The organism is Streptomyces sp. NPDC060366, from assembly GCF_042725135.1.
In the GTDB taxonomy this organism is placed as follows: domain Bacteria; phylum Actinomycetota; class Actinomycetes; order Streptomycetales; family Streptomycetaceae; genus Streptomyces.
On record NZ_JBHXDC010000003.1, the window covers coordinates 181,899 to 195,497 of the forward strand.

Consider the following 13,599-nt stretch of genomic DNA (forward strand, 5'->3'; position numbering starts at 1 on the left):
CCGCGGGCCGGGCCCGTCCGCATACGCCGACTGCCCCGCCGGTTGTCGCCCGGCGGGGCAGTCGGTGATGACGAAGGTCAGTCCTTGATCTCGCAGATCGTCGCGCCCGAGGTGAGCGACGCGCCGATCTCGGCGGTGAGGCCCTTGATCGTGCCCGAGCGGTGCGCGTTGAGAGGCTGTTCCATCTTCATGGCCTCAAGGACGACGACGAGGTCGCCCTCGCTGACCTGCTGGCCCTCCTCGACCGCCACCTTCACGATCGTGCCCTGCATCGGCGAGGCGAGGGTGTCGCCGGTCGCCGCCGAACCGGCCTTCTTCGTGGCACGGCGCTTGGGACGGGCACCGGCGGCCAGGCCCGTGCGGGCCAGGCTCATACCGAGGCTGGAGGGCAGTGAGACCTCCAGGCGCTTGCCGCCGACCTCGACGACGACCGTCTCGCGGCCCGGCTCGTCATCCGTGTCCCCGTCGGCGGGGGCGGCGAAGGCCGGGATGGTGTTGACGAACTCGGTCTCGATCCAGCGGGTGTGGATCGTGAACGGATCGGCTGTGAAGGCCGGGTCGGTCACGACGGCACGGTGGAACGGGATGGCGGTGGCCATGCCCTCGACCTGGAACTCGCCCAGCGCACGCGCGGCGCGCTGGAGGGCCTGCTCGCGGGTGGCGCCCGTGATGATCAGCTTGGCCAGGAGGGAGTCCCAGGCGGGGCCGATGACCGAGCCGCTCTCCACGCCAGCGTCCAGCCGCACACCGGGGCCGGTCGGGGGCCGGAAGAGGGTGACGGTGCCGGGGGCGGGCAGGAAGCCGCGGCCGGGGTCCTCGCCGTTGATACGGAACTCGATCGAGTGGCCGCGGACCGGCGGGTCGTCGTAGCCCAGCTTCTCGCCGTCGGCGATGCGGAACATCTCCCGTACGAGGTCGATGCCGGTGACTTCCTCGGTGACCGGGTGCTCCACCTGGAGGCGGGTGTTGACCTCCAGGAAGGAGATCGTGCCGTCCGTCCCGACCAGGAACTCGACCGTGCCGGCGCCGACGTAGCCGGCTTCCTTCAGGATCGCCTTCGACGCGGCGTACAGCTCGTCGTTCTGCGCCTGGGAGAGGAACGGCGCCGGGGCCTCCTCCACCAGCTTCTGGTGGCGGCGCTGGAGGGAGCAGTCGCGGGTGGAGACGACGACCACGTTGCCGTGGGTGTCGGCCAGGCACTGCGTCTCCACATGGCGGGGCTTGTCGAGGTAACGCTCGACGAAGCACTCGCCGCGGCCGAACGCCGCCACCGCCTCGCGGACGGCGGAGTCGTACAGCTCGGGGACTTCCTCCAGGGTGCGGGCGACCTTCAGACCGCGCCCGCCACCGCCGAAGGCGGCCTTGATCGCGATGGGCAGACCGTGCTCGCGGGCGAACGCGACCACTTCCTCCGCGCCGGAGACCGGGTCGGGGGTGCCCGCGACCAGCGGGGCGCCGGCGCGCTGGGCGATGTGCCGCGCGGCGACCTTGTCACCCAGATCGCGGATCGCCTGCGGCGGCGGCCCGATCCAGGTCAGTCCCGCGTCGAGCACCGCCTGGGCGAACTCGGCGTTCTCCGACAGGAATCCGTAGCCGGGGTGGATCGCGTCGGCGTCGGAGTCCTTGGCCGCCTGGAGGACCTTGGCCATGTCGAGATAGCTGGCCGCGGGAGTGTCACCACCCAACGCGAACGCCTCGTCGGCCGCTCGCACATGCGACGCGTCCCGGTCCGGATCGGCGTACACAGCCACCGAACCGATCCCGGCGTCCCGGCACGCACGAGCAACACGGACAGCGATTTCGCCACGATTGGCGATGAGCACCTTGCGCACGATGGCTCCCTCCTGGAAACAAGCTGAGTTTAGGGACTGCCGACACGACCGATCGACCCGTCCCCAATGGTGAGCTTGCCCACACGGAGTGTGACCCGAGGCTCGCTCAAGTCGCGAAATCCCTTGTGACGCCAGGGTACGCCCGGACTCTTAGCCGCACAGTAATCGCCGTATGTGGCCAAGGTCTCTGTCAGGGCGCCCCGGCGCGTCTCTCGAATCTTTGTTGAGTTCCAACTAACGCCTGCCGGATTCTTTGCCTCTGTCCGGGCCCTTGTCCGGGGGTTTACCGGTAAGTAGCCTTCCCGGTGCCGTACGTACTTCGGGTAACAGGGGAAGAGGGTGGGTGCCGTGGTGCGCAGACCGGTGGCATGGGTGGCCGCGATCGTGCTGCTCGCGGAGGCCGTCGGCTTCGTCTTCGTCAACGGTCTGATGGCCACCGTCGTCGACAACCAGCAGATGTCACTCGCCGGACTCGACCCGGACGCCATGTCCAACGGGGCCTGGGCGGCGGGCGTTGCCCTCGGTCTCTACCTGGTCGTGTGCGCGGCCCTGCTGGTGCGCGCGGCGTTCACCGACCGGGGGTTCGGGCGCGTCGCCCGGCCCGTCCTGATCAGCTGCGCCGTCCTGCACGGGGTGCTCGGGGCGCTGGCGGTGGGACTGGTGGGCTGGACGGCGTTCCTGTTCATGATGGTCGTACTGGCGCTGATCGTGCTGACGCTGGTCGCGTACGGCGAGCGCCCCAAGGACGCCGGGCGCGCTCCCGGAGCCGGAGCCGGAGCCGGGGCGGCCGGGCCCGCCGGGGCCGGGCCCTCTGCGGCCTGAGGGCTCACGCCCAGAGGTCGGTGATCGCGACGCCGTGCTCCGACAGGAGCTTGCGCAGCAGCGGCATCGACAGCCCGAGTACGTTCCCGTGATTGCCGTCGATCGAGTCGACGAACGGCGCCGAGAGTCCGTCCAGCGTGAACGCCCCCGCCACGTACAGGGGTTCACCCGTCGCGACGTACGCGGCGATCTCCGCGTCCGTGGGCTCGCCGAACCGGACCGTGGTCGAGGCGGTCTCGGACACACCGCGCCCCGTCACCGTGTCGATCACGCAGTGTCCGCTCCGAAGCACGCCCGACCGGCCGCGCATCACCTTCCAGCGCGCGGTCGCCGCCTCGGCGTCGGCGGGCTTGCCGTGGGCCTCGCCGTCCAGTTCCAGCACCGAGTCGCAGCCGACGACGAGCGCGCCCGCGGCGTCCGGCCGGGCGGCCACGGCGGCGGCCTTGGCCTCGGCGAGCACCCGCGCCAGGTCGGCGGGCGTGGCGGCGGTCAGCGCGTCCTCGTCGACGCCGCTGACGATCACTTCGGGCGCGAGACCCGCCTGCCTGAGCAGCCCGAGGCGGGCGGGGGAGGCGGAGGCGAGGACGAGACGGCGGCGCTGATCGGTCATGACGAGCAGGGTAGCCACCGGGCGGGGGTGCGGGGTTCCCGGGGAGCGTCCGCGAAGGGTGGCCGTCCTCGGTCGCCGGACGGGCTGAGATGTGCGCCGGGCGGGGCGGGACGCGTGCTGGGGTGTGCACCGGCCGGTGGGTGGTTGTCCTCAATCGCCGGACGGGCTTGAGAGAGCCCGCCGGGCGGGTTGAGACGCGCACCGGCCGGTGGGTGGTGTCCTCAATCGCCGGACGGGCTTAAAAGAGCCCGCCGGGCGGAGGCGGAGAAGCCCCCGGACGGGCTTGAAAAACCCGCCGGGCGGGGGGGAAGGCCCGCCGGACGGGCTTGGAAAAGCCGGCCGGCCGGGCGGGCTTGAGACGCTTGCCGGACGGGCTTGGAAAAGCACGCCGGGGCTAGGGTCTGTCGTTTGGATCAGGCCGGATCAGGGAGTGGGGTCTGGTGCGTGCGGTCGCAAGGCGGAGGAGGGAGACAACGCGGAGCGTTGGCGACCGACGACAACGCGGCGGGCGTGCGTGCCAGGGACCGCGAGCCCGGCAAGATCCGAACGACAGGCCCTAGGTCGTGTCTTCAAAGTCCCGCCTGGCCCGCGACGCCTGGCACGGCACCTCGCCGCGTTGACCGCACCAGCCGCCGCGGGCCCCGCCCTACCGGCGGACGGCGCTACTTTGAAGACATGACCTAGCGGATGCCGGCTACCAGCATCCCCAGGACCATCGCCAGCGCGAGGATGACGCCGGCGCGGCGCATCATCGCCTGCATGTCCCGCATGTCCTTGGGGGGTTCGTTCTCAGGATCGGACCAGAGCATGCCTTCGATCCTGGGGGCGTGGCGGGCGGGACGCCTGAGTACCCGTACTCAGAGCCTCCCGCCCGAGCGCCGCTATCCCGGCCAGTACGTACGCGCCCAAGCCCGTGGCCCCGGGCGGCGGGTCTCGCGGCGGGCGATGCGGGCCGGGTCCGACCAGCTCGGTGCGGGCGGCGCGGCGCCCGGCGCCGGGTCGGCCCCTGCCGCCGCCCGCGCCCGCACCACCGCGAGTGCGGCGGCCAGCTCCTCGGGGGTCGGATTGCCTCGTACGACCTTGATCATTCCGGCCTCCTACCGTCCTACAGGGGGATGTTGCCGTGCTTCTTCGGGGGCAGGCTCTCCCGTTTCGTACGCAACTGCCGCAGCCCCTTCACCAGATGCGCCCGCGTCTCGGACGGCATGATGATCGCGTCGACATAGCCGCGTTCGGCCGCGACGTACGGGTTCAGCAGCGCGTCCTCGTACTCCGCGATCAGACCGGCCCGCGTCGCGTCCTGGTCCTCGGCGGCGGCGATCGTACGCCGGTGCAGGATGTTGACCGCGCCCTGCGCGCCCATCACCGCGATCTGTGCCGTCGGCCAGGCCAGATTGAGGTCGGCGCCCAGATGCTTGGAGCCCATCACGTCGTACGCGCCGCCGAACGCCTTGCGGGTGATCACGGTGATCAGCGGGACCGTCGCCTCCGCGTACGCGTAGATCAGCTTGGCGCCGCGCCGGATGATGCCGCCGTACTCCTGGTCGACACCCGGCAGGAAGCCCGGCACGTCCACGAACGTGATGACCGGGATGTTGAACGCGTCGCAGGTACGGACGAACCGCGCCGCCTTCTCGGACGCGTCGATGTCCAGACAACCCGCGAACTGCATCGGCTGGTTGGCGACGATGCCGACCGGATAGCCCTCGACCCGGCCGAAGCCGGTGATGATGTTCGGCGCGAACAGCGCCTGGGTCTCCAGGAATTCGGCGTCGTCCAGCACGTGCTCGATGGCGGTGTGCATGTCGTACGGCTGGTTCGCCGAGTCCGGGATGAGCGTGTCCAGCTCCAAGTCCTCGGCCGTGGCCTCCAGTTCGGCCACCTCCGGGAAGGCGGGCGGCTCGGAGAGGTTGTTCGACGGCAGATACGACAGGAGCGACTTCACGTACTCGACGGCGTCCTTCTCGTCACCGGCCATATGGTGCGCGACGCCTGACGTCGTGTTGTGCGTACGCGCCCCGCCCAGCTCCTCGAAGCCGACGTCCTCGCCGGTGACCGTCTTGATGACGTCCGGCCCGGTGATGAACATGTGCGAGGTCTGGTCCACCATCACCGTGAAGTCGGTGATCGCCGGGGAGTAGACGGCGCCGCCCGCGCACGGGCCCACGATGAGACTGATCTGCGGGACGACACCCGACGCGTGCACGTTTCGGCGGAAGATCTCGGCGAACAGGCCGAGCGCGACCACGCCCTCCTGGATACGGGCGCCGCCGCCGTCGTTGATGCCGATGACCGGGCAGCCGGTCTTCAGCGCGAAGTCCATGACTTTGACGATCTTCTCGCCGTAGACCTCGCCGAGCGAACCGCCGAAGATCGTGAAGTCCTGCGAGTAGACGCAGACCGGGCGGCCGTCGACCGTGCCGTAGCCGGTGACGACACCGTCTCCGTACGGGCGGTTCTTCTCGATGCCGAAATTGGTGGAACGGTGCCTGGCGAACTCGTCGAGCTCGACGAACGACCCCTCGTCGAGGAGCAGCTCGACCCGCTCGCGGGCCGTCAGCTTGCCCTTGGCGTGCTGCTTCTCCACCGCCCGCGCGGAGCCCGCGTGCGTGGCCTCCTCGATACGGCGCTGAAGGTCCGCGATCTTGCCCGCGGTGGTGTGGCTGTGCTCTGTTCCGCGGGCGATTTCCGGCTCGGACATGGGGATGCGGCTCCCTGCGGGTCTGCGGATCTGTCTACTGCGGCTCGGCGTGTGGCTACTGGTCCGTAGCGTATCGGCGGGCCCGGCGATCGGCAGTGCGTCGTTGGCCACACCGTCCCCGGCCGTGAGCACGCCCGGTCGCACCGCATGCGGTCGCACCGCGCCCGGCCGCACCGCAGACCCTAGGGTGGCGCGCATGACGGAGCACAATGCCGCGGGCAGCCGCTGGACCGATCTCGAACGCCCGCCGCTGAACACCACCGCGCTGCGGCGCGGCCTGATCGTGCCGGGCCGCCTGTGGACCTCGCTCGACGTCGTCACGGCGACGGGATCCACCAACTCCGACCTCGCCGCCCGCGCCGGCGAACTCCCGGAGGGCGCGGTGCTCGTCGCCGAGGAGCAGACCCGGGGGCGCGGGCGGCTGGACCGTAAGTGGTCGGCGCCCGCCCGGTCCGGGGTGTTCCTCTCCGTACTCCTGCGGCCGGGGCCGGACGTCCCGGTGGAGCGCTGGGGGTGGCTGCCGCTGCTCACCGGCGTCGCGGTCGCGACGGCGGTCGCGCGCGCGGCGGGCGTGGACACGGCGCTGAAGTGGCCCAACGACCTGCTGGTGACGGTCGGCGGCGAGGAACGCAAGGCGGGCGGGATCCTCGCGGAGCGCGCGGGCGACGACGCGGTGGTCGTGGGCATCGGCCTGAACGTCAGCCTCACCGAATCGGAGCTGCCCGTCCCCGGCGCGGGCTCGCTCGCGCTCGCGAACGCGGTGTCCGTCGACCGCGATCCGCTGCTGCGGGCGGTGCTGCGCGGGGTGGAGCGCTGGTACGGCGCGTGGCGGGACGCCGCGGGCGACCCGGCGGCGTCGGGACTCCAGGAGGCGTACGTGGCGGGCTGCGCGACGCTGGGCCGCGCGGTGCGGGCGGAGCTGCCGGGGGAGCGGCAACTGGTGGGGGACGCGGTGGCGATCGACGGTGACGGACGGCTGGTTATCGCCACGGAGGGCGGCGGGCAGGAGGCGGTGGGCGCGGGGGACGTGGTGCACCTGCGTGCGGCGTAGGGCGCCCGGTGCCCCGGCCGGGCCGGTTTCACCGGGGCCGCCCGGCCCTCGCGGACAGGCGGTGGACGCACCCCGGAGAACCCCGGGTCAAGCACCCGTAATGCCCGCGTCCGAAGGCGACCCCGACAGCCCCGACCTGCCGTATCGTTGAGGCGACTCACGACAGATCGGCAGGGCAGTGCGCAGGGAACGGGCAGGAGGCGGCTGGTGACGGTCGACGACACGACCTCCGGTGGTGGGGACGAAAAGCCGCCGTCGGACTCCTCCGGTCACCCCACTCCGCACCACGCCGTCGACCACACGGCCGAGCCCACCGACGACCCTCTCGCCATCCGGCTCGAACAGCTGATTCTCGGCGCCGAGCGCCGCTACACCCCCTTCCAGGCCGCCCGCACCGCAGGCGTCTCGATGGATCTGGCGTCCCGCTTCTGGCGTGCCATGGGGTTCGCGGACATCGGCCAGGCGCGGGCCCTCACCGAGGCCGACGTCCTGGCGTTGCGGCGTCTCGCCGGTCTCGTCGAGGCCGGTCTGCTGAGCGAGCCGATGGCGATCCAGGTCGCACGGTCGACCGGACAGACCACCGCCCGCCTGGCGGAGTGGCAGATCGATTCCTTCCTCGCCGGCCTCACGGAGCCGCCCGAGCCCGGTATGACGCGGACCGAGGTCACGTATCCCCTGGTCGAGCTGTTGCTCCCGGAGCTGGAGGAGTTCCTGGTGTACGTGTGGCGGCGCCAGCTCGCCGCCGCCACCGGACGCGTCGTCCAGGCCGCCGACGACGAGGAGATGGTGGACCGCCGTCTCGCCGTCGGCTTCGCCGACCTGGTCGGTTTCACCCGGCTGACCCGCCGGCTGGAGGAGGAGGAGCTCGGCGAACTGGTCGAGGCGTTCGAGACCACCTGCGCCGACCTGGTGGCCGCGCACGGCGGCCGGCTCATCAAGACGCTCGGCGACGAGGTCCTGTACGCGGCCGACGACGCCGGTACCGCCGCGGAGATCGCGCTGCGGCTCATCGAGACCATGACGCACGACGAGTCGATGCCCGCGCTGCGCGTCGGCATCGCGTTCGGCACCGTCACCACCCGGATGGGCGACGTGTTCGGCAACACGGTGAATCTGGCGAGCCGGCTCACCTCGATAGCTCCCAAGGACGCCGTCCTGGTCGACGGCGCGCTCGCGGAGGAGCTGATCCGGACGGGTGACACCCCGGCCTCCGAGGCCGAGGCGGCGGAGGAGGCCGCGACCGCCGAGAAGGCGGGCGACGAGCCGCCGTCGTACCGCTTCGCCATACAGCCGATGTGGCAGCGCCCGGTGCGCGGGCTCGGTGTCGTGGAGCCGTGGCTCCTGACGAGGCGGCCCAAGCCCAACGCCTGACGGGCGCCGCCTATGATCCCGGTCAACGATCGTTAACCGGGAAGCGGGTGGGTGCGGTGGGCGCGGAGAGTGATCAGCGGTTCGGGGAATTCGTCGCGGTGCGCAGGCACGGGCATGTGGCCGAGCTGGTGCTCGACCGGCCCAAGGCCATGAACGCGGTCTCGACGGAGATGGCCCGCTACATCGGCGCGGCCTGCGCGGCGCTCGGCGCGGACCGGGACGTACGGGTCACCGTCCTCACCTCGACACACGCGCGGGCCTTCTGCGTCGGCGCGGACCTCAAGGAGCGGAACTCGCTGAGCGACGCCGAGCTGGTACGGCAGCGGCCGACCGCCCGCGCCGCGTACACCGGCGTCCTGGAGCTCCCCATGCCGACCATCGCCGCCGTGCACGGCTTCGCCCTCGGCGGCGGGTTCGAGCTGGCGCTCTCCTGCGACCTGATCGTCGCCGACCCGACGGCGGTCGTCGGGCTTCCCGAGGTGTCCGTGGGCGTGATCCCCGGCGGCGGCGGTACGCAACTCCTGCCGCGCCGCGTCGGAGCCGCCCGCGCCGCCGAACTCATCTTCACCGCACGGCGGTTGGAGGCGCGCGAGGCGCACGAGCTGGGCCTCGTCGACCAACTGGCGGCCGAGGGCGCCGACCGTGACGAGGCGCTGGCGCTGGCCTCCCGTATCGCCGGGAACTCGCCGGTCGGACTCCGGGCGGCGAAGCGCGCGCTGCGGCTGGGGCACGGGCTGGATCTGCGGGCCGGTCTGGAGGTCGAGGACGCGGCGTGGCGTTCGGTGGCCTTCTCCGGGGACCGTACGGAAGGTGTCGCCGCGTTCAACGAGAAGCGGAAGCCGCAGTGGCCGGGCGAGTAGTCCGCAGGTTGTGTGTACGGAGTGTGATGACCCCTCGCTCCGAGTGATCGAATCACCCCAAAGCACCCTAAGCTGGAGTGATGGGAGAGGACGCGCGGCTACGCGCCGTGGTGGAGCTTGCCCAGGCCATGGCCTCGGCGCAGACCTCGAACGAGTCCTGGCGGGCCGCCGCGCTCGGCGCGCGTGACGCGCTGGCCGGCAGCTTCGCCGCGCTGTCCGTGTGGGAGCGGGACCTGGGGCAGCTCAAGGTCCTGGTGAACGCGGGGGACCTGGCGGAGGGGGAGGAGGAGTTCCCCGAGGACGAGTCGTATCCCGTGCACCGGTTCCCCGAGATCGCGGAGTTCCTGCACGAGCGGTGGGCGGGCGGCGGCGAGCCGAACGCGTGGGTCGAGACGGTCGACGGCCCGGCCACCGCGACCGGTGAGCCCGGCTACTGCCACCAGCGGGTCGCCGCGCTGCGCCGGCGCGGCCGGGGGTGCTGCGTCGTCGCGCCGATCGTGCTGCACGGGCGGGCGTGGGGGGAGCTGTACGTGGCGAGGCGGCTCGGGGAGCCGGTCTTCGGGCGCGACGACGCGGATTTCGCGACCGTCATCGCGTCGGTCGTGGCGTCGGGGATCGCGCAGACGGAGCGGCTGGAAGAGGTTCGCCGGCTGGCCTTCACGGACCCGCTGACGGGGCTGGCGAACCGCCGCGCGGTGGACACGCGCCTCGACGAGGCGGTCGCCCGGCACCGTACGGACGGGGCGGTCGTCAGCCTGGTCGTCTGCGACCTCAACGGGCTCAAGCGGGTGAACGACACGCACGGGCACGCGGTGGGTGACCGGCTGCTGGAACGATTCGGCTCGCTGCTGTCCGTCTGCGGGGCGAGGCTGCCGGGGGCGCTGGCCGCGCGGCTGGGCGGCGACGAGTTCTGCCTGCTGACGGTGGGGCCGCCGTCGGACGCCGTGGTGGAGGTCGCCGACGAACTCTGCCGCCGGGCCGCGGAGTTGGAGCTGGGTGAGGGGGTGGCTTGCGGGGTCGCGTCGACGGGGGACCCGATCGGGCCGCTGCCGTCGGCGCGCCGGCTGTTCCGGCTCGCGGACGCGGCGCAGTACCGCGCGAAGGCGGCGAGGTCGGTGGGGCCGGTGGTGGCGGGTCGGGACGGCGGAGTGGTCCGCCTGGCGGACGAGCCGCCGCGGGCGCCGTCGGGGGTGCCGTCGGGGGAGCGGAGGCGGTTCCGGGGGATGACGCGGGGGTCGGGGTGACGGGTCCCTCCGGGGGTGGGTTGCTGTTGTCGGTCATGGTCGGGGTTCGGGGCCTCCGGACGGGTATGTCCGGACGGCGTGATTTACGGCGCGTGCAGGGCTCGTTGGACCCGCTGACCCACCTTGTTCACGCGCCACAAATCAGCCCAAGTGTCCGAACACACCCCTCCTGCGCCCCCGCCCCCCTCACACCGTCACGACACCGGCACGAGCCACCCCGACACCCCTCCCGCGGGATGGAAAGGGGGACGCGCAGGGGTCGTGGCCGGACACTCAGGCTGATTTGTGGCGCGTGAACAGCCCGGTTCCCCTGAGGCCAACGAACCTCGCACGCGCCGTAAATCACGCCGTCCGGGCATGACCCCGGAGCGGCCCACGGTCCCCGACCCGCACCAACCAAGCCCGGCGCCACAGGCGCCCGTCCCGTCGCCGTGCGGGCGCATTTGAAGCCCGTCCGGCGATTGAGGACAACCCGACCACCGGGCGGAACCGGTCAACCGCCCCCCCGGGCCGCGTCACCCCCGCCGCCTTACTAGTGACACGTTGAGTTTCAATCCGTACGCTCCTGAATATGGATATGCACACTGTCGTCGTGGGGCCGGCCGGCACCACCGCCGAGGACGTCGTCGCCGTCGCCCGCGGCAACGCCCGCGTCGAGCTCTCCGCCGACGCCCTCTCCGCCCTCGCCGCCGCCCGCGAGATCGTCGACGCGCTCGCCGCCAAGCCCGAGCCCGTGTACGGCGTCTCCACCGGCTTCGGCGCGCTCGCCAGCCGCGCCATCGGGCCGGACCTGCGCGGGCGGCTCCAGCGCAACATCGTGCGGTCGCACGCCGCCGGGATGGGCCCCCGCGTCGAGCGCGAGGTCGTGCGGGCGCTGATGTTCCTGCGGCTCAAGACCGTCGCGTCCGGGCACACCGGCGTACGCCCGCTGGTCGCGCAGACCATGGCGGACGTACTGAACGCCGGGATCACGCCCGTCGTCCACGAGTACGGCTCCCTCGGCTGCTCCGGCGACCTCGCGCCGCTCTCCCACTGCGCGCTGACGCTGATGGGCGAGGGCGACGCCGAAGGACCGGACGGCGTCCTGAAGCCCGCGGGCGAGCTGCTGGCCGCGCACGGCATCAAGCCGTTGGAGCTGCGGGAGAAGGAGGGGCTCGCGCTCCTCAACGGCACCGACGGAATGCTCGGCATGCTGGTCATGGCGCTCGCCGATCTCCAGCGGCTCTACACCTCCGCCGACATCACCGCCGCGCTGACCCTGGAGGCCCTGCTCGGTACGGACAAGGTCCTCGCCCCCGAGCTGCACGCCATCCGCCCGCACCCCGGCCAGGGCGCCAGCGCCGACAACATGCTGCGGGTGCTCGCCGGGTCCGGGCTGACCGGGCACTTCCAGGAGGACGCGGCTCCCCGGGTGCAGGACGCGTACTCCGTGCGCTGCGCCCCGCAGGTCGCCGGCGCGGGCCGGGACACCCTCGCCTACGCCCGGACCGTCGCGGACCGCGAGCTGGCCTCCTCCGTCGACAACCCGGTGGTGCTGCCGGACGGCCGGGTGGAGTCCAACGGCAACTTCCACGGCGCCCCCGTCGCGTACGTCCTGGACTTCCTCGCGATCGTCGCCGCCGACCTCGGCTCCATCGCCGAGCGCCGCACGGACCGGCTGCTCGACAAGAACCGTTCGCACGGTCTGCCCGCCTTCCTCGCGGACGACCCCGGTGTCGACTCGGGTCTGATGATCGCCCAGTACACACAGGCCGCGCTGGTCAGCGAGATGAAGCGGCTGGCCGTCCCGGCGTCCGTCGACTCCATCCCCTCGTCGGCGATGCAGGAGGACCACGTGTCCATGGGCTGGTCGGCGGCGCGCAAGCTCCGTACGGCCGTCGGGAATCTGACGCGCGTCGTCGCCGTCGAGCTGTACGCGGCGACCCGCGCGATCGAGCTGCGTACGGGCCTGATGCCCGCGCCCGCCACGCTCGCCGTCATCGAGGCGCTGCGTGCGGCGGGGATAGAGGGTCCGGGCCCCGACCGGTACCTGGCCCCGGATCTCGCGGCGGCCGACGCGTTCGTGCGCGAGGGCCTGCTGGTGGCGGCGGTGGAGCCGGTCACCGGCCCGCTCGCCTGAGTCCCGGAATACGTGAAGGGGCCGCCCGGCTGCCGGGCGGCCCCTTCACGTATTCACCGCCGCGTCAGAGCGCGGACGCGCCTCTGCGTGAGTGCGCGACGAAAGCCGCTCCCACACACAGGAACGCCATGCCGGTGATCAGGTAGGGCGTGGTGTCCACGCCCGCTCCCGTCTCGGCGAGGGTGAGCCCGGCCGAGCTCTCCCGGTCGGCTGCGGTGGACTGCTGCCGACCCGCGCCCTGCTCGCTGGTGGCGTTCGCCGAGGGGACGAACCACATGGCGCAGAGCAGGATTCCGGCGGTTATGGCTGTGAGCAGCGGTCGGCGTACGGACACGTACACGTAATCGATCTCCCTTGGGAAAACGCCGAATTGGGGGTGCGCTGATGCTAGTGAAAGCAGCGGGTCGCGGGAAAGTCGCGAGGGGCGGGGGGCCTACTCTCCGGATATGAGCACTCCTGAGACATCCCGTTTTGTCCGTCTGCACGTTGAATTGGTGCTGGAGATCGATGATCCGGAGGCGCTGACCGCCGCCGCGCTGAGCCGTATCGCGACGGACGATTCCATGCCGGACGAGGAACGCGAGCATGCCAGGTCGGCGGTGCGGGAAGACGCGGCGGAGGCCCTCGCGTATCTCGTGGAGCCGTCGGAGCTGGCCGGCGAGGTGCCCGGGGTGGAGCTCGCCCAGGCGTCGTGGAGCAGTGAGCGGATCGACTACGACCCGGAAGCCGTGGAATGGGATCTGGACGAGTACGACGAGGCGGAAGGTGACAATGGTGACGTGGACGCCGGTCGGTAACGTGTCGATGGTGTCGGCGGTGGGGAGATCGGACGCCCCGGCGGGATTCGGTCCGCGGGCGTGACACCCTTGTTCCCGGGGCGCCGTGTGATGTGCGCCCCGGGGCTGACAGAAGCGCAGCTCGTGTACATCCCGGAGCGCGAGTGGCGTTGCACACATCTACGTCCGATGTGGAACCGGACGAACCGGTAT

General features: G+C 71.9%; 13 protein-coding genes. 7 read left to right on the forward strand and 6 right to left on the reverse strand.

What is annotated here, in order from left to right; all coding sequences use genetic code 11:
- Positions 1-77: 77 nt before the first annotated feature.
- A complete protein-coding gene (locus tag ACFWHU_RS09765; RefSeq protein ID WP_385791269.1) occupies positions 78-1,832 on the reverse strand; it encodes an acetyl/propionyl/methylcrotonyl-CoA carboxylase subunit alpha in 1,755 nt (584 codons plus the stop codon).
- 348 nt (positions 1,833-2,180) lie between these two features.
- Here ACFWHU_RS09765 and ACFWHU_RS09770 point away from each other — a divergent pair, with 348 nt between their 5' ends.
- Positions 2,181-2,654: a hypothetical protein gene (locus ACFWHU_RS09770; RefSeq protein ID WP_387224541.1), complete on the forward strand. Its 474-nt coding sequence runs from the start codon at positions 2,181-2,183 to the stop codon at positions 2,652-2,654.
- A 4-nt stretch (positions 2,655-2,658) separates the two neighbouring features.
- Here ACFWHU_RS09770 and ACFWHU_RS09775 read toward each other — a convergent pair whose 3' ends face one another.
- The 4 genes from ACFWHU_RS09775 to ACFWHU_RS09790 all read right to left on the reverse strand — a co-directional run bounded on the left by ACFWHU_RS09775 (position 2,659) and on the right by ACFWHU_RS09790 (position 5,965).
- The gene (locus tag ACFWHU_RS09775; RefSeq protein WP_387224542.1) at positions 2,659-3,264 is read right to left on the reverse strand and encodes a Maf family protein; all 606 of its coding nucleotides are present in this window, start codon (positions 3,262-3,264) and stop codon (positions 2,659-2,661) included.
- A 680-nt stretch (positions 3,265-3,944) separates the two neighbouring features.
- Positions 3,945-4,073 (reverse strand): morphogenic membrane protein MmpB, encoded by a 129-nt coding sequence (gene mmpB, locus ACFWHU_RS09780; RefSeq protein ID WP_385791263.1) that lies wholly within the window; start codon positions 4,071-4,073, stop codon positions 3,945-3,947.
- A gap of 72 nt (positions 4,074-4,145) precedes the next feature.
- A complete protein-coding gene (locus ACFWHU_RS09785) occupies positions 4,146-4,352 on the reverse strand; it encodes an acyl-CoA carboxylase epsilon subunit (protein WP_385791261.1) in 207 nt (68 codons plus the stop codon).
- Positions 4,353-4,369: 17 nt separating this feature from the next.
- Positions 4,370-5,965: an acyl-CoA carboxylase subunit beta gene (locus tag ACFWHU_RS09790; protein ID WP_359991053.1), complete on the reverse strand. Its 1,596-nt coding sequence runs from the start codon at positions 5,963-5,965 to the stop codon at positions 4,370-4,372.
- A gap of 196 nt (positions 5,966-6,161) precedes the next feature.
- Here ACFWHU_RS09790 and ACFWHU_RS09795 point away from each other — a divergent pair, with 196 nt between their 5' ends.
- The 5 genes from ACFWHU_RS09795 (at position 6,162) to hutH (ending at position 12,610) form a co-directional block, all read left to right on the forward strand.
- Positions 6,162-7,016, forward strand: a complete 855-nt coding sequence (locus ACFWHU_RS09795) for a biotin--[acetyl-CoA-carboxylase] ligase (protein ID WP_385791258.1) — start codon at positions 6,162-6,164, stop codon at positions 7,014-7,016.
- Positions 7,017-7,223: 207 nt separating this feature from the next.
- Positions 7,224-8,387: an adenylate/guanylate cyclase domain-containing protein gene (locus ACFWHU_RS09800; RefSeq protein ID WP_385791256.1), complete on the forward strand. Its 1,164-nt coding sequence runs from the start codon at positions 7,224-7,226 to the stop codon at positions 8,385-8,387.
- A 56-nt stretch (positions 8,388-8,443) separates the two neighbouring features.
- Entirely contained in the window at positions 8,444-9,247 is an 804-nt protein-coding gene (locus ACFWHU_RS09805) for an enoyl-CoA hydratase/isomerase family protein (protein WP_387224543.1), read from the forward strand.
- Between the two features lie 80 nt (positions 9,248-9,327).
- Positions 9,328-10,491, forward strand: coding sequence for a diguanylate cyclase domain-containing protein (locus tag ACFWHU_RS09810; protein WP_385791252.1), 1,164 nt, complete (start codon positions 9,328-9,330; stop codon positions 10,489-10,491).
- Between the two features lie 577 nt (positions 10,492-11,068).
- Entirely contained in the window at positions 11,069-12,610 is a 1,542-nt protein-coding gene (gene hutH / locus ACFWHU_RS09815; RefSeq protein ID WP_387224821.1) for a histidine ammonia-lyase, read from the forward strand.
- 64 nt (positions 12,611-12,674) lie between these two features.
- Here the strand turns inward: hutH and ACFWHU_RS09820 are convergent, their stop codons facing one another.
- Entirely contained in the window at positions 12,675-12,944 is a 270-nt protein-coding gene (locus tag ACFWHU_RS09820) for a hypothetical protein (protein WP_385791732.1), read from the reverse strand.
- 160 nt (positions 12,945-13,104) lie between these two features.
- Here ACFWHU_RS09820 and ACFWHU_RS09825 point away from each other — a divergent pair, with 160 nt between their 5' ends.
- A complete protein-coding gene (locus ACFWHU_RS09825) occupies positions 13,105-13,407 on the forward strand; it encodes a hypothetical protein (protein WP_387224544.1) in 303 nt (100 codons plus the stop codon).
- The last annotated feature ends 192 nt before the right edge of the window (positions 13,408-13,599 follow it).